Raw genomic sequence first — 17,411 nt, 5'->3', positions numbered from 1 at the left:
ATCAGACGTCGAACAGACGAACCTGGCCGCCTTCAAACGAGACTGCCAGTTTGCCCGACAGCAGAGCCTGTGCCTTTCGGCCGAACATTTCGTAGCGCCAGCCATTCATGGCCGCGATATCTTCTGATGTCTCGCCGCGGGCAATCCGGTCGATATCTGCAGCATTGGCGATCAGGCGCGGAACGACATCATTTTCTTCTGAAACGTGCTTCAGCAGGACTTTCAGCAGTTCAGGCGCGCCAGCCGGGATTTGTGCATTCTGACGGCGTGGTTCCAGCTCCGGTGCGAATTCGCCCGGATTGTCGAGCGCGGCCTGCACGGCATCCATCAGTCCTTGTCCGTGCTTTGAGCGGATGAATCCGTTCGGGACGGCACGAAGCTGATTGTAGTCATTCTCGCTGCGAGGCTTCTGGCTGGCGATTTCCTGAATGGCGTCGTCCTTAAGGATCCGGCGGCGCGGTTTGTCGAGCTCCTGAGCGAGCTGTTCGCGCCAGGCCGCTACAGCAACAACGAGCGCTGCATAATCCTTCTTCTGATTCCGAAGCTTCAGGCGTTGCCAGGCCTTGTCTGGGTCCGTGTCGTATTTCGCCGGATCTTCCAGATCCGCCATTTCCTCCTGAACCCATGTGAGCCGGCCACTCGATTCAAGCTTTTCCCGCATGATGAGGTAGGCGTCGCGCAAGTGCGTGACATCGCCAAGCGCGTAAACCAGCTGCTTCTGAGACAGGGGACGGCGCATCCAGTCTGTGAACTGGCTCGACTTGTCGATCTGGCGCCTGAGGACCCGCTGGACCAGATTGTCGTAGGAAATTGAGTCCCCATAGCCAAGCGCCATGGCTGCCACCTGGGTATCGAATATCGGGCCGGGGGGGTGGCCGATCAGGCGATTGAAGATCTCGATGTCCTGTCGGGCCGCATGAAAGACTTTTACGCGGTTGTCCGCGGCGATGAGATTAAGGAACGGACCGATGTCCAGATCTTCGGCGAGTGGATCGATCAGGCCTTCCACATCAGGGGAAGACGCCTGCACGAGGCAGAGTTCCGGCCAATAAGTCGTTTCCCGATGAAACTCGGTGTCGACGCAGATAAAGTCGCTTTCGGCCAGCTTCCCGCAGAAATCTTCGAGGGCCGACTGCTCAGTAATGGGAGTCAGGGTGTTGTCAGTCATCGCGGGCTTGCGTATCGCATCGCCAGAACAAATGCGAGAGTCTATTACCTCCCGCAAACATTTACTGGACTGACCTTTCCGGAGACTGATCCGATGCACGCCTATCGCACCCATACCTGTGGGGAGCTTCGCAAATCCCACGTTGGTGAAACCGTCAAGCTTTCCGGCTGGCTGCACCGCCGCCGTGAGCATGCTGGTGCCCTGTTTATTGACCTGCGCGATCACTACGGTCTGACGCAGGTCGTCGTGTATCCGAACGCGGCTTTCTACGAGGACGCGAAGCGTGCCTCCGCCGAGAGCGTGATGACGGTGACGGGCAAGCTTATCGCCCGGGATGCCGAGGCGGTGAACCCCGACCTTCCGACAGGTGAAGTTGAACTCCCGGCTGAGTCGCTCGTGATCGAAAGCGCGGCCGAAAAGCTGCCTCTGCCGGTCTTCGCCGAACCGGACTATCCGGAAGACATTCGTCTGAAATACCGCTATCTCGACCTGCGCCGGGAAACGCTTCACAAGAACATGACTTTGCGCAGCGACGTCATAGCGAGCCTGCGCAGCAGGATGGTCGCGCAGGGCTTCACCGAATACCAGACGCCGATTCTGACGGCTTCGAGTCCGGAAGGCGCGCGGGACTTTCTGGTCCCGTCTCGACTGCACCCAGGTGAGTTCTATGCTCTGCCGCAGGCCCCACAGCAGTTCAAACAGCTGCTTATGGTGTCCGGCTTCGACCGCTACTTCCAGATTGCGCCCTGCTTCCGCGACGAAGATGCCCGGGCAGACCGTTCGCCGGGGGAATTCTACCAGCTCGATATCGAGATGAGCTTTGTGACCCAGGACGACGTATTTAACGCGATCGAGCCGGTCATGCGCGGCGTGTTTGAGGAATTTGCTGACTGGGATGGGAAAGGCCGGGCAGTGCCATCGGAGCCGTTCCCGCACATTCCCTACGCCGAAGCGATGGAGAAATACGGGTCTGACAAGCCGGACCTGCGCAACCCGCTGGAGCTTGTCGACGTCACTGAATTCTTTGTCGACGAAGAAAAGACCGGCTTTGGGATCTTCGCCAAGATCATCAAGGGTGGCGGCAAGGTGATCGCCATTCCGGCTCCGAAAGCAACGGCTGAGAAGTCCCGCAAATTCTTCGACGACATGGACAAATGGGCAAAGAAGGAAATGCAGGCGCCCGGCCTTGGCTATGCGCGATTGAAGGAGTCCGATGCCGGTGGCGTCGATAGCCAGGACCCTGCCTTGAAAGGTTTCGCCCCGGATCATCTGGCCGCCCTGCTGGAAAAACTGGGCCTTGGGGCTGGTGACGGCGTGTTCTTCTCGGCCGGCAAGAAAGGCGATGCCTACAAGCTGGCCGGCGCCGCCCGAAACAAGATTGGCGCCGAACTGGATCTGATCGAAAAGGACGTGTTCCGCTTTTGCTGGATCGTGGACTTCCCGATGTATGAATGGGATGAGGACAACAAGAAAATCGACTTCAGCCACAACCCGTTCTCGATGCCTCAGGGGGGGATGGAGGCGCTGGAGGCCGCCAAGACGGATGAGGAGGTCCTCGATATCAAGGCGTTCCAGTACGACATCGTCTGCAATGGTATCGAGCTGTCATCTGGCGCTATCCGGAACCACCGCCCCGAACTGATGCTGAAAGCATTCGAAATCGCCGGTTATGGTCCGGAAGTGGTGGAGGCCGAGTTTGGGGGCATGTTGAACGCTTTCCGTCACGGCGCACCGCCGCACGGCGGAATCGCGCCGGGGGTGGATCGCATCGTGATGCTTCTTGCGGATGCGGAGAATATTCGCGACGTGACGCTCTTCCCGATGAACGGTCAGGCGCGCGACCTCATGATGGGCGCGCCCAGCCCTGTTGACGACCGCCAGCTGCGTGAACTGAATATCCGGCTCGCGCCTCAGGTGAAATCCTGAATCAGAATGCCCCGGGTTCATGATCCCGGGGCTTTTCTGTCATCAAAAACATCGGACTTATTCGCAATCTGGCAGGTGAAGTCCGCTGGGGAGTAGCGTGCTCTGAGACACACATGCGCCTTCAAAGTCGGCTTCCCGCCAGCCGTGAAGGCCAGTCAGATTGGCGTCGACGAACCTTGCATCTTTGAAGGAGGCGCCTTGAGCATTCGCGCCATCAAACTTTGACATCGTCAGGTTGGCGCCATTGAATATGGCGGACATCAAGATCGTCCCGCTCAGGTCGGCACTTGTCAGATTGGCACCGGAAAAGTCCGCCCCTTCAAGGGATGCAGTGGCAAGATTTGCAGCTGCGAAATTCGCGCCGACCAGCATGGCTCTTTGAAGATTTGTGCCGACGAGAACACTCTGCTTGAACTCGGCTCCAGACGCCTGAATGGCCTGCAAACGGGCGTTTACGAGATTGGCGCCGGACAATTTTGCGGACGTCAGGACAGCTGAGCGCATGTCTGCGCCAGTGGCCTGAATGCCTTCGAAGTTGGTTTCCTTCGCCTGCGCTCCGCGCATGAACGCGTATTCGAGGTTCGCTTCACGGTAGTTGGCGCCGCTGAGCGTCCATCCGGTCAGATTACGGCCTGAAAGATTACAGCCGCCGCACGATCCGACATAGCTCGGTGCCCAGGCAACCGGTTGACTCGGCTGGGTTTGCTCCTGAGCGAATGCATCAAAGGCAGTCGCAGAAGCAAGCGTGGCAAGGCTGAGCAAAACTCGGTTCATGGCATTTTGGATACCGTTTTGTTTCGCGTGCCAAAACTGAACAAGCTGTAACGACTGTTTCAAAGTCACAGGTGTTGCAGAATTGCCATGAGCGCAGAAGGCACGGGATCTGTCGTAGTTACTTCTGTTTTCGACCTTCTTCGCCACAAGTATCGCACTCGATGTCACCATCGTCGCTGATCTCGAATAGGGTGAAACTCCCGCAAACGGGACACGCATCGCCGAGATAGTCGGGGGCGTTGAGCTCTTCTGTTTCCTCTGATTCCGCTGCGGCTTCCGCGGCTTCGGCTTCTTCGTCCGCAAGTTTTTGAGCCCGTTTCCTGTCCAGGATCACGATATTGTCCGGCAATTGCCCCCTGGAGAAACCGCGAGAAATGATCTGAGCAGCTTCTTCGGTGAAGGGAGCGGGTTCGGTTCGGGTTCCATCAGCTGCGCCCCGGCCAAGGCCGTCATGAGTCACATCGACTTCGGCCAGATCGTCGCGTCCCAAATAGGAGACGGCCAATTCGCGGAAAATATAGTCGAGAATCGAAGTGGCGCGTGTAATGCGGTCATTCCCGGTGACAGCCCCAGCTGGTTCAAACCGGGTGAACACAAATGCATCGACGAATTCCTCCAACGGCACGCCGTATTGCAGACCGATGGAGGTCGCGATTGCGAAATTGTTCATCAGGCTCCGGAAAGCGGCGCCTTCCTTGTGCATGTCGATAAAAATCTCGCCCAGCGATCCGTCTTCGAATTCGCCCGTGTGCAGATAGACCTTATGGCCACCGACTGACGCTTTCTGGATGTAACCTTTCCGGCGATCGGGCAGGCGGGTTCGGGCAGCGCCATCCCCGGACATGATGTTTTGAGTGGGGACCGGGGGTGCATCTGCCTCTGCTGCAATTTCTTCCGCCAGAGCCGTAATATGCTCCATGCGGTCCTGCACGTCATCGTCCGGCGGCGCGCGGTGTCCGATCAGTTGAACCGAAAGCCCTGCAGACAGCGCGGCTTCAGCCATGTCCAGTCCACCCCGGCCGTCCACCGAGATCATGACATGTCCGCCAAGCGCTTTGGCGCATGCAGCAGCCAAAGCGACTTCCGCTTTCGGAGATGCGCCTACCTGAAGGCCGCAATCTGCCATGATTTCGGCGGTGGCATCTCCGTTCTCTCCAGAAATGGTTGTCTCGGCTGCCAGGATGTCCTTGCGCGAAAAGCCGATGGCCGAGAGGAGGCCGCCACCATCGGCGTCAAACTCTTCCGGCGCGAGCTTCAAATCGCTCGATATGATCTCATCACCCAGTACCCAGCGTGAAAAAGCAGCGTTCAGCGGCAGGCCTTCACCCAATGCCCGGGAGACTTTGTCGAGCGCGTCATCGGTGAAACCGCGATCACGCAGCCGGTCGAGTCCGAGCGCGCGGTCGAGATCAGACTCGGCCGAAGCCGCGATACGCTGCAAGGCCATCGGCAGGCGTTCGGGAGCATGATGCGCAATACCAAGACGTGCGGCGCGTGACAGGGTTGGGGTTTCGTCACCATAGGCGAGCACCGTCGCCAAGGGTGCTGTGCCATGACTTTCGCAATCGGGCAGAAACGCGCCAAGATCCGCGACAGGCAACAGCAGGACATTGCAGGTTCGCTTGCCCGATGCCTTTCGTGCCGCGAGGTTCAGAGCCTTCGCATGAGCGGCCGTGAAAGCCGCTCCGGTCACACCAGAACGGACCAGTCCGCAGAGTGCTGCCGCAATGGCGGCGCCGTCGGAAGAGGCGTAATCGACCCCCAGCGACATGATTGCGGCAGACAAGCCGGCAATGATGACCGCACCATCCGGCATCTCCTCAGCAGCCGCTTCCAGTGCTTCACAGAGATAGTCCGCTTCAATTCCGTCTGGACCGACGGCCATGGCGACATCGACAATTCGGGCTGCAGTGCCGGTCGGAAGGGGCGCTTCTTCCGTGAGAATGATCTCCGCCCCCTCCAAAAGCGCTTCAACCATGAGCTGTTCCAGCACCGGATCAAGCGTTTGGGGGTGGAACACGGCGGGCGCGGGCGCTGCGCCACCCACTGCTGCTGCGCGCAGGGCATCCGCTGTCCGCTGGAAACCGCCCGGCTGCCTCAAAGCCTCCTCCAGCACATCTTGAGGCAATCCAGCTGCAAGTGCTTCAGCCAGATCGGCATTACGAGGGGCATCGCCGAATCGCTCAAGAATCTCCGCAGACGCGAGTTGTGACACGCTAACCAGTGCTGCAGCCGAACAGGCAGCTGCTGTGGCCTTTAGTGATTCCGGTGTCATTGGCCGGGCTTTCCTGCCAGCGCCCCGGAACAGCTCGGACAGTGTGGTCTGCTCCGAAAAAAGGCCATCCGATTCGGCCGCAGTCAGGATTTCGGTTGCCCGCGTCTTATCCATGCCGTGTCTCCCCAGCGAATCACTTGAACAAGCGTGACCTTTGAACCCGTTTGGGGCAAGCGGTGCGAAGCAATTGCGGTCCTTTGCGCATAAGGGAAATTGCGGCGCATTGCCTGCGGCGGGGCTATGGATTAGTTGCCCCTGAGCCGCCATATTGCGGCCACCAACACACGGCAGGACAGGCCTTACGATGCTGAAGACACTTTTTACCTGGTGGAGCGGCCACACGCTCGGCGCGGCGTTCGATATCGGACGGCGCTCCACGTTCGTCGGCACGGATGAATACGGCAACCGTTACTTCGAGGAACGGAAACCGTCGATCGAAGGCCGCCGCCGCCGCTATGTTATGTACAAAGGCCTCGCAGAACCGTCCAAGGTACCGGCCGACTGGCACGGGTGGCTGCATCACACGGTCGATGAGCCACCGACCAAATCCCCGCTCACTCGGCGGGAATGGGAAACCGATCACAAGCCGAACATGACCGGGACGCCTTGGGCCACCAAGCCCAAGGGAAGCCTTTCAGGTCACAGCCATCGCCAGAAAGCGGCGGGCGACTATGAGGCGTGGTCTCCTGATGCGTGAGTCGATGTTTGAAACCCTGGTTGGCGCGCTTGTCGTTGCCGTTGCCGGTGTTTTCCTCTGGTTCGCGATCGCGCGCGGCGGGGAAGCATCTGCCGGACCTGACAGGTATGAACTGACAGCCCGTTTCAACAATATCAGTGGTATTGAGCGTGGGTCCGATGTCCGTATCGCAGGTGTGAAGGCCGGCGTCGTCAAAGCGATAGAGGGGGACCCTCAGCGCTTCGAAGCGGTCATGACCATGAGCCTCGATAAAAAGTGGCAACTGCCGGATGATACGGATGCGCGCATCTCGACGGACGGCTTGCTCGGTGGTGCCTATGTGGCCCTGGAACCAGGCGGTAGCTTCGACAACATTCCGCAAGATGGTTCAGGTGAGATCCAGTATACACGCGGTAGCGTGGACCTGCTGACTCTGTTCGCGTCCTTCGCCTCCGGCGGTGGCAATGGTGTTGGAGATGCCGCAGCGGCGTCTGAGCCCGATACCGCCGCGGAGGATGCATACCCTCTGGATGGAGATCAGTGATGTTTCGAGCGCTTGCTGCGGTTGCCCTTGTTGCCGGACTGGTAGGGGCGGCGCATGCTGCGACCTATGTCCAGAAAGACAAGGCGACCCTGCGCGCGCTCGACAAGATCACCGGCCGGTCTACTGATATTGAAGTCTTCGTAGGGCAGCCGGTTGTATTCGGATCGCTCAGGGTAGAGCTGGAAGTCTGCTACCAGACGCCCCCTGAAGAGGCCCCCGAAAGCGCTGCTTTCCTCAAGATATTCTCCACCCAACCCGTCGCCGTTGAAACCATGGATGCTGCGGTGGACGCGAATGATGTGGACACGGTGAGCGAGGAAAACCCGGAACTGTTCTCCGGCTGGATGTTCGCCTCGTCGCCGGGGTTGAGCGCGCTAGAGCACCCCGTTTACGACATCTGGGTGATCCGGTGCACCGCACCAGACCCGGTGAAGCTGCCAGACGGCCCGGAACGCCCGCAGTAAAAGTCCGCTTTCACTTCCAGTGCGGCCTTGAGGCGGCGCTTGAAGTCAGCCCGTGGGATTTCGATCAGGCCGAATTGTTCCAGGTGCGGGTTATGAAACTGCGCGTCCAGCAGGGTAAAGCCGCCCTCGATCAATCTTGCCACCAAGTGCACAAGCGCAATTTTTGAAGCGTCGGTCGCGCGGGAGAACATGCTTTCGCCAAAGAACGCCCCACCAAGGGCGACACCGTACAGTCCGCCCACCAGGGCTCCAGTTTCGTCCCAGCATTCAATCGAATGTGCGTATCCTTCGCGGTGAAGCGCGCTGTAGAGGTTCAGGATTGTCGAATTGATCCAGGTGGTCTCACGCCCATCGGAACTCTCCGCACACATCTCCATGACGCGTGTGAAAGCCGTGTCGGCGGATACGCGATACGGCTCCTGCTTCACCCTGCGTCTCAGCCGTTTTGGTATGTGGAAGTCATCCAGAGGCAGGATGCCCCGCATGTCGGGGTCAACCAGGAACAGGTTCGGATCATCCCGCGCATCGCCCATGGGGAATACACCCCGGCGATAGCAGGCAAGAAGATCATTTGTACCGAACCGTGCAGACATGGCCCCTATATGGAGACGGAGCAGGTCGGCTGTCTATTGGACGGTGCGCCGCGTCAGGCTTTTTCGTCAGCTGCGTCTTCCTCGACGATCTTGTTGTCCGCGAGGAATTTTTCCAGCCAGTGAATGTTGTAGTTGCCGTTCTGGACGTCTTCGTTCTCTACCAGTCGCCGGTGCAGGTCGAGGGTGGTGTGCACGCCGCCAACAACCATTTCGGACAACGCACGTCTAAGGCGCATCAGGCATTCCCGGCGCGTGCGGCCATGCACGATCAGTTTACCGATCAGGGAGTCGTAATGCGGCGGGATGCGGTATCCGGCATAGGCGGCACTGTCGAGACGCACGTCCGGGCCGCCGGGGGCATGGAAGTCAGAGATCAGGCCGGGTGAGGGCACGAAGGTTTCCGGATGCTCGGCGTTGATACGGCACTCGATCGCGTGACCGACGAGCAGGACATCTTCCTGGCTGAAGGAAAGCTTCTTGCCTTCGGCAATGCGGATTTGTTCGCGGACGAGGTCAATCCCGGTGATCATCTCCGTGACGGGATGCTCCACTTGAAGACGCGTGTTCATCTCGATGAAATAGAACCGGCCATCTTCGTAAAGGAATTCAATCGTGCCGGCGCCGCGATAGCCCAGCTTTTCCATGGCCTTGGCGCAGATCATGCCGATCTCTTCGCGCTGGGCTTGATTGAGCTCCGGTGAGGGGGCTTCCTCGAAGACTTTCTGATTCCGGCGCTGCAAAGAACAATCACGTTCCCAGAGATGGGCGACATTGCCGTGCGTATCCGCGATCACCTGAACTTCGATGTGGCGCGGACCCTGAAGGTATTTTTCCAGATAGACCGCATCATCACCGAAGGCGGCTTTCGCCTCTGTCTTTGCGGTGCGGACAGCGTTTTCGAGATCCGCCTCGGTCTTGGCCAGCTTCATGCCTCGGCCACCGCCGCCGGCTGACGCTTTCACCAGCACGGGGAAGCCGATCTTCTTGGCAGATTTCTTGGCGTCAGCGATGGACGTGATGGCGCCGTCCGAGCCGGGCACGCAGGGCACGCCCGCATCGATCATGGCCTGTTTGGCAGCGATCTTGTCGCCCATGATCCGGATATGCTCAGCCGTTGGTCCAATGAAGGCGAGGCCATGTGCTTCCACCATTTCGGCGAACTGGGCATTTTCCGAAAGGAAGCCATAGCCGGGATGAATGGCATCAGCGCCCGTAATTTCCGCCGCGGCCAGGATCTGAGACTTCTTCAGATAGCTCTGTGAGGAGGGCGCAGGTCCAATGCAGACGCTTTCGTCAGCCAGCCGGACGGCCATGGCGTCCCGGTCGGCCTCGGAGTGCACGACAACGGTGGACAGGCCCATTTCTTTACAGGCGCGGTGAATGCGCAGTGCGATCTCACCGCGGTTCGCGATGAGGACCTTCTGGATGGTGCGTTGTTCGGTCATGCTATTCGATCAGAATGAGCGGCTCGCCAAATTCTACGGGCTGGGAATCGGTGACATAAATTGCCTTCACCGTGCCGGCCCGGTCTGCTTCGACTGGATTGAAGGTCTTCATGGCCTCGACCAGCATCAGCGTGTCGCCCTTTTTCACCTTGTCACCAATTGAAACGAACGCTTTGGCGCCGGGTTCCGGAGAGAGGTAAGCGGTGCCCACCATCGGCGATTTGATGGCATTGTCGGGCGTTTCCACGGCAGCTTCAGCAGGGGCTGCAGCAGCGGGAGCAGCCGCTGCAGGCGCGGCTGCTGTGGCCACGGGCGCCGGAGCGGCAACAGCGGCCTGCACCACGGTTGGTGCGGGTTTACTCACGCGGACCCGCAGGCCCTCATGTTCAACTTCAATTTCACCAAGATCTGCCTCACGCAGGATGGCGGCGAGTTCCCGGACAAGTCCGGTATCAAGCTTGTTCTTGCCAGTGCTCATGGATTCTATCGTCCCTTATGTTCCCGACAGCTTTAGCGCGGCCATCAGGGCAAGCTCATAACCATAGGCGCCAAGGCCCGCAATCGATGCGTTCACTGCAGGCGCGACATAATTCACATGCCGGAATGACTCGCGCGCGGCGGGATTCGACAAGTGTACTTCGACAACCGGCACGCTACAGGCCCGCAGCGCGTCATGAAGCGCGACGGATGTGTGCGTATAGGCACCGGCGTTGAGGATTACGGCCGAAGCCTCTCGGGACGCCTCTTGTATCCAGGTCACCAATTCGCCTTCAGAATTGGTCTGACGCGCCTCGATCGGCGTATCACCAGACCGTGCCTTCAGGCGATTGTGGATATCTTCAAGTGTGTCACGGCCATAAATATCCGGTTCCCGCGTTCCGAGCAGGTTGAGGTTCGGGCCCCCGAGGACATATATCGGCTTCACCATGGGGTGTTGTCTTGCGCTGTAACGCCGGGCAAGGCAAGGCCTGCTGATGCGCGGAGTTGCAGTGGATGAATATAACGCTGAACGGGGAAGCCTGCGAAATTGACGCCGGTACGACTGTGGCGATGCTTGTCGCCATGGTGTCAGCGGACGACGGTCGGGATTCGCGCGGTGTCGCCATCGAGCGGAACCTTGAAATTGTTCCCAAATCCGAGCACGCCTCGACCGTCATTGAAGACGGCGACCGCATCGAAGTGGTGCAGTTTGTTGGTGGCGGCTGACAAGGCTGTCCTGTACGAAAGGCCCCTCTGCAGAATTGGAACAGTCTCTTGAACGACCCACTGATCATTGCCGGAAAATCCTATGCCTCGCGCCTTATCGTGGGCACCGGGAAATACGCCTCCTACCAGCAGAATGCGGACGCCGCTCGTGCGGCCGGCGCAGAGATCGTCACGGTCGCGCTTCGGCGGGTAAACCTGTCGAATCCGAATGAGGAACGCCTTACCGATTTTGTGAAGCCTGACGAATTTACCTACCTGCCCAACACGGCGGGCTGCTTTACCGCGGATGAAGCCGTACGCACCCTACGGCTCGCGCGTGAGGCGGGCGGCTGGAATCTGGTGAAGCTGGAAGTGCTGGCGGATCAGAAAACGCTCTATCCGAACATGCCGGAGACGCTGAAAGCTGCCGAGGCGCTCATCGCGGATGGGTTCGAGGTCATGGTCTACTGTTCCGATGATCCGGTTTACGCAAAAATGCTGGAAGAGGCAGGGTGCTGCGCGATCATGCCGCTTGGCTCCCTCATCGGTTCAGGACTGGGCATCATGAACCCGGTCAACATCCGGCTCATCGTAGAGCAGAGCCGTGTACCGGTGATCGTCGATGCCGGTGTCGGCACGGCGTCTGATGCTGCGATCGCGATGGAGCTCGGCTGCGATGGCGTTCTGATGAACACGGCCATTGCCGCGGCCAAGGATCCTATCCTGATGGCGTCCGCCATGAAGCATGCCGTTATCGCTGGCCGTGAAGCCTACCTCGCCGGACGCATGCCGAAGAAAATGTATGCCGATCCGAGCTCACCGCTCGCCGGCCTCATCTGAGACAAGTTCAGTTTGCGAACTACCAGGCCAGTCAGGCCTTCACGAGTCCGATCTCGCGGAGGCGTTCCATCAGGTAGTCCTGCGCGGTGACCGGCGGTTCGGCCTTGCCGCCTTCCGCGACACAGCCGGGCAATGCTTCGATCATGACATCCTGATTGAAGTGCAGGAAGAAGGGCGTTGAGTAGCGTGGGAACCGGGAGCGTTCCGGCGACGGATTCACGACCCGGTGGGTTGTCGATGGCAGCACGCCCGCTGTCAGCCTCTGCAGCATGTCTCCACAATTGATCACCAGCGCATTCGGCGGCGGGCTGACGGCAAGCCACTTTCCGGAGCGATGCTTGACCTCGAGGCCGGCTTCTTCGGCGCCCAGCAGCAAAGTGATGACATTGATGTCTTCGTGCGCGCCAGCCCGCACGGAACCTTCCGGCGGTGGGTTGGTCTGGGGCGGATAATGGAGCAGACGAAGGATCGAGTTTCCGACATTCACTTTGTCTTCGAACCAGGATTCCTCCAGCTTGAGATGAAGCGCGACCGCGCGCAGCAACTGGCGGCCGAATGTGTCGAGCGCATCATACAGCCCGCGGGTTGCCGTATCGAACGAAGGTACCTCCGGAACAGACGGAGTATCTGCCATGGTTTCCCGGTAGGGGGAGTCGGCTGGAAGGGCCCGGCCGGTGTGCCAGAACTCTTTGAGATCGGCTTCGGCTTTGCCTTTGGCATTCTCTGTTCCAAACGCAGTATAACCACGCTGGCCGCCACCGGCGCGACCGTCATATTTCAGCTTCGTCTCCTCCGGCAAGGCAAAGAAGTCTTTGGTCGCCTTGAGGTTTGCATCAATCACGGTTTGGGAAACCGGATGTTCGGAAATAACAGCAAAGCCGGTTTCGCGGAACGAACGTCCAAGTGCATCAGCGAATGCGAGCTTGTCTTCTGCCCACAGGGGGAACGGGACGGGTTTGAAATATTCGGTCATTTGTTCTGCCTAACCGGCTGGATTCATGCTGGAATAGGTAACTACCACAGGACGGGTGACTTGATACAGGCAAAGGCACTTCCAGGTGCCGGGCGATCAGGGCGAAACCCCAACAACCGCAGCCTATAAGACGATGGGGGCTTGCGGTTATCTCATCCATTCAATAGACCGGCAGTCCGCGCTGGAGAGGTGGCCGAGTGGCTGAAGGCGCGCCCCTGCTAAGGGCGTATACGTTAACGCGTATCGAGGGTTCGAATCCCTTCCTCTCCGCCAGCTTATTCTGTCATGTATTTGAAAATACTGAAATATTATCTTAATAGATCTTTTCTACCCACCCATGTACCCATCCAAGGGTTCTGGTGAAGGGCGTTTTTGGACGGTCAGGCATGGACAATTTGGGCGCCGATCTCTGCAAACAAGGCTGGGTCGTTCTCGCTAAGGATCCGGCGCTCGCTATCGGTCAGGCCCTCAACCACATAATCAGGCCAAAGCTCTAAAGCTGCCCGGAGGGTTTGCGCGGTCACATCGGCAAGCCATGCGTCCACGTCGGCCTGGTACTCGGGTGCGTTCCGTTCTAGGCGAGCAAGGCGGGCTTTAATGCTCATGGCTTCTTTCTCTTTCTCGCCTAGGATCCAAAAGGCTTTGTGGTTTTAACTAGAGAGCCTCTCTATCCCAATTCCTTCTAGTTCAGGCCGACCACGATACTAGAGTTCTAAAGCGGAGCGGATCTACTTCGCGATCTGCTTCTGCCGCTGCAGCCTTAATTCCACTTCGCATGATTCAATCGAGGCTTCCTTCTCCAGAAGGTAGGCCCGATAGGACTCGGAGAATCTAGAATCTGAGGGGTTTTTTATTGCCGTCAGGTCGAGTCGTTCGTCTAAACTCAACACTCCGCACTTGGAAAGCTGCCACTCCTCGAACCACGGATCATACGAAGGCATTAGTTCTCGCAATTCGTCACTTCCTATTCGGATAATTTGGCTCGAACTGGCTTTCATCATCCGGTCGATCAAGGACGCGGGAACGCCAAACCCTGAAAGCTCGCTGCGGACCATGCTTTCGAGTTCTTTGTAAGCTTGTTGTGCTTCAGAACCAGATAAGGTCCGGTTTAATGACGGGTCCAAATAGGGACGGTGCAATCCTAATGGAGGAATGGCCTCGTATCGGTTCATGCTTTCGGGATCGACAGGAGTTCCAAGAATGGCGCCGAACATCGCTGTGGAGAAGTCATTGCTCACACGATTTTCGGGGGCGATGTAGTGAGGGTCGTCGGGAGCAAAAGCCAACATGTTCGAACTGGAGTACCGGCGCTCTACACCCGCAAAAAAGATGTATGCACACGCACTATCACAAACAATCAACGAACGATCCGTGTCATTCACGCCTGCAGTGCGACCATAAATCCAAGTTGTAATCCAGTTTTCTCGAACGAGTTGGGCTATTTTAAGCGCCTCAACTACGTTTCCTCCAGGGCTTTCAAGGGCGATTACGATTTCTCGATTGGCGTTTGCGAGCTCCTGGGCGGCAGATTGGACATGCTCAAAATCGCCTAGAACGATTTCGCCTTTGATAACAATAAATGGCTGGCCAAAATTTTTGTCCGCTTGTTCTGAGAAAGGGATTCCAAAGATGTCGGCATTCGGGTCAAAGGAAACAATTTGAACTTCTGCAGCGCTTACCGTTTGTGGATTAAGTAGCCACAGGTAGCCAATAAGCGTGCATGCGGCCCAACGTGTCAGAGCTTGCCAATAGCGAAATATCGTCCCAACCCACATGAGTGCTCCCGATGTTCGATGCAGTCCCTCTTATCGAGGGAAAGGCGCCGATTTATTTGATGAACATGTCATACAGGTGGTCCTCATCATCGATGCATTCGCCTACGCCGGTGCCACCCATGGCGTTGTATCGGAACACACATCGGATACGGCTGCCATCGGGGGCTGACAGAATTGCCCGACCGTTACCGGTGGAACTCGCGCCGAAGAAAGTGGAATTGGCATAAGCAGAACTGCCGCCCGACCAGGCGGAGCCAAATGCTGTGCCGACGGATCCGCCATCCCGTACGAACACCCATTCGCCGGTATAGGTCTTCCCACCCAGTTCCACACTCAATTTGCCACTATCACCCATACTTGCAGGGGCTGTCCCTTTGCCAATTGGTCCATCGTCTCTGGGAACCAACGAAATTTGATGTGCGCACCCCGTCAGCGTGGCAACTGCCAGTATTGCTAAAATTCTCATCCAGCCCCCCTGTTTTCGCGCATGGATTGCACATTAGCTTGAAGTGTTTAGGTCCTTCAACCCGCAAACTTGAAACCCGTCCTGCCCCAGCAGGCGAAACAACGCAGCCTCCTCCGGCGTGTAGTTTCCTTCCCGGTAAGCCGTCCGGACCATCGCCTCCAGCACCGGCGTCGGGATTTCGTCTACGCTGGCATAAAAAGATGGGGTCTTGCTTTCGAGGCGATACAAGCGGGTCTTGAGGGTCATAAGCTGTCCTCCACCATGGCGCGACAGCGTGCCTGAAAGGCATCGCCGCTTTCACCCTCTCCGCACGATTGCTGCGTCCCGGCGTGCGGCCCTTTGAGAATGTAAGCCAATTTCGGTCCCAGGTTAAACGGCCCGTCCGGACTCGGAGCAACGGAACAGATGTAGATGACGCCAGGTTGTGGTCCGCGAGGCGCGGTCTGTCCTTCCAGTGCTTTCAGTCGGCGCGCAAAGCCGTTCATTGTTTCCGCTCCTCTGCTTCGCGCTCCTTATGCTTGCGCCGAGCAAGATCCATCAATTCCGCAAGGTTCAACCCCTGCGGTGGCGGATCATTCTCCCAGATGGATGGTCGCTCAGGAAGTCCCGACCGCTCCCTCGCGCGGGCGAGGCGTTCGCTGCGCTCACGCATCCGGGCAACCTCGTTCCCACGCTCCGTCGAGGCCTTCTCGACAGCCTTCAGGCGGCGTTTCATACCCTTCATAGGTTTCGCTCCTCTAATGCCTGAATGCGCGCTTCCAACTCGGTCAGCTCCAGCGTCTTTCGATAGCCTTCAACAATACCGGCCAATGCTCCCGCCTCGGAGGGTGTTAGGTTGCCTATCGCCACGCCCTCCAGCAGCGCACGCATCGCCTGGGCTGCACTTTCCGCCCCTGTCATAGGCGTCAGATCAAATGATACCGGCGTATCCTTGCGCGGCGGGAGGATCCGTTCGAGGCAAAGCCGCAAAGCCACCATGTCGCCACCCTTTGCGGCTTCAATTGCTTTGCGGGTTAGCTCCTCGCCCTCGCCATCAAGCAAGGCCTGGATGGCCAGGGTGGTCTTGTGACGTGAGCCTCTGGGCCTTCCAGGATTGCCGGGCTTGAACTGGTGTTCCTTGGGCGGCTTGCCGCGACCAACAGCATCCCGTTTCTTTCCCGTATTTTCGGGATGTCCTTTTTCCATCTTAGTCATGAGTTGGCTCCTTTCGTATCCAATCGTGAAGTGGGGGCGAATGGGGCGAACAGGGCGAACGGTTCGCCAGTATTCCCGTAGTTATTGCCGTTGTCGCCAGCATGCTTCAGGGCGAACGCGGGGCGAACAGGGGCGAATGGGGCAGTCATTCGCCCAGCGTTCGCCTGCATGGGGCGAACAGTAGGATGTTGATAGGATTCCGATTTGTTCATCGTTCGCCTCATTCGCCCCGTTCGCCTGATGGATGCCTTCCCAGCATACCTCGCGCCGCACATTTTGGATTGAGTTCCAGTAGGCCGTTGGCTTCCCGCATCCAGTTTGCATCCTTCAGCAGGCTGAATGCGTCCCGGCGGTCCGTTACCCTCCGCAGGTATTTTGGGCCACATTTGGAAAAGGTCTTGCAGGGTACATTGCCGCCGCGCTCATGCAGCCATGCAGCAATGGTAATTGCATCCTTTGCTGTAACATCCTGGGGGCCAATCCTTGCAAGCCGGACAGTCTCGGAAAGGAAATAGCGGGCGATGCGAATAGCGTCTTCCATTGTGCGGCCTGACACCTCGGTCTGGTTGTCAAAGGCGGCAAACGTTCCTGCAATGCGGGCGGCCTGTTCCTGTACCTTGTTCACCAGGTCGCTCATGCCTTCCAGGTCGCCTGCAGGGGCAAGGGACCGCTCAACCCCGTTCGCGTAGTCTACAAGTGCTTGCATCGCATCTGGAGTGAGGGGCAGCAGGTCGCGCTCGACAGCGCCGTCATCGCGGCTCACAGGCCGCCCAAGGAGGGCCTTAACGCGCATGGCAAACGACTGCACTTCGACTGTCATGCCATCCGTCTGCCATTCCTCCAGTGTCATAATCCGCGTGCCAATCGTGGAAGCCGGTTTGTGTATCAGGCAGCGCGCGAGGAGGCCTTGTCCCTTTGCCATCGGGTCAGCAAGGAAAGGCTGCAAGGCGACGGGCTGGGCCTGCAGGTGAACGGCAAGGCGGCAATCGTTGGCGGTCAGCGTCTCGGATTTGTCTTTTGAGCCCCTCAGCTTGTAAGCCTGCAGGCCGCCATCCCAGAACTTTGAAAGCCCCGCCAGGGAACCGAGGCGGTTCTCTGCTTTCATCGAATGCC

The 17,411-nt window shown here is 58.3% G+C and carries 22 protein-coding genes and 1 tRNA gene; 7 read left to right on the top strand and 16 right to left on the bottom strand.

Annotation, left to right across the window (positions count from 1 at the left end; translation table 11 throughout):
* Position 1: 1 nt before the first annotated feature.
* The gene (rnd, locus tag HY26_RS04800; RefSeq protein WP_034767908.1) at positions 2-1,168 is read right to left on the bottom strand and encodes a ribonuclease D; all 1,167 of its coding nucleotides are present in this window, start codon (positions 1,166-1,168) and stop codon (positions 2-4) included.
* A gap of 93 nt (positions 1,169-1,261) precedes the next feature.
* Between rnd and aspS the strand changes: the two genes are divergently transcribed.
* The gene (gene aspS / locus HY26_RS04795; protein WP_034767910.1) at positions 1,262-3,094 is read left to right on the top strand and encodes an aspartate--tRNA ligase; all 1,833 of its coding nucleotides are present in this window, start codon (positions 1,262-1,264) and stop codon (positions 3,092-3,094) included.
* A 57-nt stretch (positions 3,095-3,151) separates the two neighbouring features.
* On the opposite strand, the gene HY26_RS04790 is transcribed toward aspS, so the two are convergent.
* Positions 3,152-4,039: a pentapeptide repeat-containing protein gene (locus tag HY26_RS04790; protein ID WP_158531424.1), complete on the bottom strand. Its 888-nt coding sequence runs from the start codon at positions 4,037-4,039 to the stop codon at positions 3,152-3,154.
* On the bottom strand, positions 3,987-6,257 hold the full coding sequence (locus HY26_RS04785; protein ID WP_112073055.1) for a hypothetical protein: 2,271 nt from the start codon (positions 6,255-6,257) through the stop codon (positions 3,987-3,989). The genes HY26_RS04790 and HY26_RS04785 overlap by 53 nt, the downstream gene beginning before the upstream one ends.
* Before the next feature lie 190 nt (positions 6,258-6,447).
* Here HY26_RS04785 and HY26_RS04780 point away from each other — a divergent pair, with 190 nt between their 5' ends.
* The 3 genes from HY26_RS04780 to HY26_RS04770 are packed head-to-tail and all read left to right on the top strand — an operon-like array spanning position 6,448 to position 7,827.
* Complete coding sequence (locus HY26_RS04780) at positions 6,448-6,840, top strand: NADH:ubiquinone oxidoreductase subunit NDUFA12 (protein ID WP_034767912.1); 393 nt, start codon at positions 6,448-6,450, stop codon at positions 6,838-6,840.
* Positions 6,833-7,363 carry an outer membrane lipid asymmetry maintenance protein MlaD gene (gene mlaD / locus HY26_RS04775; RefSeq protein WP_158531423.1) on the top strand — a complete coding sequence of 177 codons (531 nt, stop codon included), beginning with the start codon at positions 6,833-6,835 and terminating at the stop codon, positions 7,361-7,363. The genes HY26_RS04780 and mlaD overlap by 8 nt, the downstream gene beginning before the upstream one ends.
* Positions 7,363-7,827: a DUF2155 domain-containing protein gene (locus tag HY26_RS04770; RefSeq protein ID WP_112073053.1), complete on the top strand. Its 465-nt coding sequence runs from the start codon at positions 7,363-7,365 to the stop codon at positions 7,825-7,827. The genes mlaD and HY26_RS04770 overlap by 1 nt, the downstream gene beginning before the upstream one ends.
* On the opposite strand, the gene aat is transcribed toward HY26_RS04770, so the two are convergent.
* Genes aat through aroQ form a run of 4 tightly spaced genes read right to left on the bottom strand, consistent with a single transcriptional unit; the run spans position 7,752 to position 10,793 of the window.
* Positions 7,752-8,420, bottom strand: a complete 669-nt coding sequence (gene aat, locus HY26_RS04765; protein WP_034767918.1) for a leucyl/phenylalanyl-tRNA--protein transferase — start codon at positions 8,418-8,420, stop codon at positions 7,752-7,754. The genes HY26_RS04770 and aat overlap by 76 nt on opposite strands.
* Before the next feature lie 53 nt (positions 8,421-8,473).
* Positions 8,474-9,865 (bottom strand): acetyl-CoA carboxylase biotin carboxylase subunit, encoded by a 1,392-nt coding sequence (accC, locus tag HY26_RS04760; protein ID WP_112073052.1) that lies wholly within the window; start codon positions 9,863-9,865, stop codon positions 8,474-8,476.
* A gap of 1 nt (position 9,866) precedes the next feature.
* Complete coding sequence (gene accB, locus HY26_RS04755; protein ID WP_034767922.1) at positions 9,867-10,343, bottom strand: acetyl-CoA carboxylase biotin carboxyl carrier protein; 477 nt, start codon at positions 10,341-10,343, stop codon at positions 9,867-9,869.
* Positions 10,344-10,358: 15 nt separating this feature from the next.
* Entirely contained in the window at positions 10,359-10,793 is a 435-nt protein-coding gene (gene aroQ, locus HY26_RS04750; protein WP_034767923.1) for a type II 3-dehydroquinate dehydratase, read from the bottom strand.
* Positions 10,794-10,858: 65 nt separating this feature from the next.
* On the opposite strand from aroQ, the gene thiS reads away from it, so the two are divergent.
* Complete coding sequence (gene thiS / locus HY26_RS04745; RefSeq protein ID WP_034767926.1) at positions 10,859-11,071, top strand: sulfur carrier protein ThiS; 213 nt, start codon at positions 10,859-10,861, stop codon at positions 11,069-11,071.
* A 48-nt stretch (positions 11,072-11,119) separates the two neighbouring features.
* Entirely contained in the window at positions 11,120-11,890 is a 771-nt protein-coding gene (locus HY26_RS04740; protein WP_199288540.1) for a thiazole synthase, read from the top strand.
* Positions 11,891-11,921: 31 nt separating this feature from the next.
* Here HY26_RS04740 and HY26_RS04735 read toward each other — a convergent pair whose 3' ends face one another.
* Positions 11,922-12,863, bottom strand: a complete 942-nt coding sequence (locus HY26_RS04735) for an isopenicillin N synthase family oxygenase (RefSeq protein WP_034767928.1) — start codon at positions 12,861-12,863, stop codon at positions 11,922-11,924.
* A gap of 183 nt (positions 12,864-13,046) precedes the next feature.
* Here HY26_RS04735 and HY26_RS04730 point away from each other — a divergent pair.
* Positions 13,047-13,136, top strand: a tRNA-Ser gene (locus HY26_RS04730).
* Positions 13,137-13,243: 107 nt separating this feature from the next.
* Here the strand turns inward: HY26_RS04730 and HY26_RS04725 are convergent.
* The 8 genes from HY26_RS04725 to HY26_RS04695 all read right to left on the bottom strand — a co-directional run.
* Entirely contained in the window at positions 13,244-13,468 is a 225-nt protein-coding gene (locus tag HY26_RS04725; RefSeq protein WP_112073050.1) for a hypothetical protein, read from the bottom strand.
* A gap of 123 nt (positions 13,469-13,591) precedes the next feature.
* Complete coding sequence (locus tag HY26_RS04720; RefSeq protein ID WP_112073049.1) at positions 13,592-14,638, bottom strand: hypothetical protein; 1,047 nt, start codon at positions 14,636-14,638, stop codon at positions 13,592-13,594.
* 52 nt (positions 14,639-14,690) lie between these two features.
* Positions 14,691-14,993, bottom strand: a complete 303-nt coding sequence (locus HY26_RS04715; protein WP_112073048.1) for a hypothetical protein — start codon at positions 14,991-14,993, stop codon at positions 14,691-14,693.
* 144 nt (positions 14,994-15,137) lie between these two features.
* Positions 15,138-15,350, bottom strand: coding sequence for a hypothetical protein (locus HY26_RS04710; protein ID WP_112073047.1), 213 nt, complete (start codon positions 15,348-15,350; stop codon positions 15,138-15,140).
* Positions 15,347-15,589 (bottom strand): hypothetical protein, encoded by a 243-nt coding sequence (locus tag HY26_RS18985; protein ID WP_158531422.1) that lies wholly within the window; start codon positions 15,587-15,589, stop codon positions 15,347-15,349. The genes HY26_RS04710 and HY26_RS18985 overlap by 4 nt, the downstream gene beginning before the upstream one ends.
* The gene (locus HY26_RS04705; RefSeq protein WP_112073046.1) at positions 15,586-15,828 is read right to left on the bottom strand and encodes a hypothetical protein; all 243 of its coding nucleotides are present in this window, start codon (positions 15,826-15,828) and stop codon (positions 15,586-15,588) included. Before HY26_RS04705 ends, HY26_RS18985 begins: the two co-directional genes overlap by 4 nt.
* Positions 15,825-16,298, bottom strand: a complete 474-nt coding sequence (locus HY26_RS04700) for a DUF5681 domain-containing protein (RefSeq protein WP_233351540.1) — start codon at positions 16,296-16,298, stop codon at positions 15,825-15,827. Before HY26_RS04700 ends, HY26_RS04705 begins: the two co-directional genes overlap by 4 nt.
* A gap of 220 nt (positions 16,299-16,518) precedes the next feature.
* Positions 16,519-17,411: DUF3987 domain-containing protein (locus tag HY26_RS04695; protein ID WP_146740181.1), on the bottom strand; the 893-nt coding region annotated here is incomplete at its 5' end.

The organism is Hyphomonas sp. GM-8P, from assembly GCF_003263315.1.
Lineage (GTDB): Bacteria > Pseudomonadota > Alphaproteobacteria > Caulobacterales > Hyphomonadaceae > Hyphomonas.
The sequence above is the reverse complement of the archived record's forward strand: the minus strand, read 5'-3'. Positions and strand labels throughout refer to the sequence as shown.

Bases quoted from the DNA above. Each gene is read 5' to 3' on its own strand.
- rnd (WP_034767908.1), bottom strand. From the start codon at position 1,168: ATGACTGACAACACCCTGACTCCCATTACTGAGCAGTCGGCCCTCGAA.
- aspS (WP_034767910.1), top strand. From the start codon at position 1,262: ATGCACGCCTATCGCACCCATACCTGTGGGGAGCTTCGCAAATCCCAC.
- HY26_RS04790 (WP_158531424.1), bottom strand. From the start codon at position 4,039: ATGGTGACATCGAGTGCGATACTTGTGGCGAAGAAGGTCGAAAACAGA.
- HY26_RS04785 (WP_112073055.1), bottom strand. From the start codon at position 6,257: ATGGATAAGACGCGGGCAACCGAAATCCTGACTGCGGCCGAATCGGAT.
- HY26_RS04780 (WP_034767912.1), top strand. From the start codon at position 6,448: ATGCTGAAGACACTTTTTACCTGGTGGAGCGGCCACACGCTCGGCGCG.
- mlaD (WP_158531423.1), top strand. From the start codon at position 6,833: ATGCGTGAGTCGATGTTTGAAACCCTGGTTGGCGCGCTTGTCGTTGCC.
- HY26_RS04770 (WP_112073053.1), top strand. From the start codon at position 7,363: ATGTTTCGAGCGCTTGCTGCGGTTGCCCTTGTTGCCGGACTGGTAGGG.
- aat (WP_034767918.1), bottom strand. From the start codon at position 8,420: ATGTCTGCACGGTTCGGTACAAATGATCTTCTTGCCTGCTATCGCCGG.
- accC (WP_112073052.1), bottom strand. From the start codon at position 9,865: ATGACCGAACAACGCACCATCCAGAAGGTCCTCATCGCGAACCGCGGT.
- accB (WP_034767922.1), bottom strand. From the start codon at position 10,343: ATGAGCACTGGCAAGAACAAGCTTGATACCGGACTTGTCCGGGAACTC.
- aroQ (WP_034767923.1), bottom strand. From the start codon at position 10,793: ATGGTGAAGCCGATATATGTCCTCGGGGGCCCGAACCTCAACCTGCTC.
- thiS (WP_034767926.1), top strand. From the start codon at position 10,859: ATGAATATAACGCTGAACGGGGAAGCCTGCGAAATTGACGCCGGTACG.
- HY26_RS04735 (WP_034767928.1), bottom strand. From the start codon at position 12,863: ATGACCGAATATTTCAAACCCGTCCCGTTCCCCCTGTGGGCAGAAGAC.
- HY26_RS04725 (WP_112073050.1), bottom strand. From the start codon at position 13,468: ATGAGCATTAAAGCCCGCCTTGCTCGCCTAGAACGGAACGCACCCGAG.
- HY26_RS04720 (WP_112073049.1), bottom strand. From the start codon at position 14,638: ATGTGGGTTGGGACGATATTTCGCTATTGGCAAGCTCTGACACGTTGG.
- HY26_RS04715 (WP_112073048.1), bottom strand. From the start codon at position 14,993: ATGGGTGATAGTGGCAAATTGAGTGTGGAACTGGGTGGGAAGACCTAT.
- HY26_RS04710 (WP_112073047.1), bottom strand. From the start codon at position 15,350: ATGACCCTCAAGACCCGCTTGTATCGCCTCGAAAGCAAGACCCCATCT.
- HY26_RS18985 (WP_158531422.1), bottom strand. From the start codon at position 15,589: ATGAACGGCTTTGCGCGCCGACTGAAAGCACTGGAAGGACAGACCGCG.
- HY26_RS04705 (WP_112073046.1), bottom strand. From the start codon at position 15,828: ATGAAGGGTATGAAACGCCGCCTGAAGGCTGTCGAGAAGGCCTCGACG.
- HY26_RS04700 (WP_233351540.1), bottom strand. From the start codon at position 16,298: ATGACTAAGATGGAAAAAGGACATCCCGAAAATACGGGAAAGAAACGG.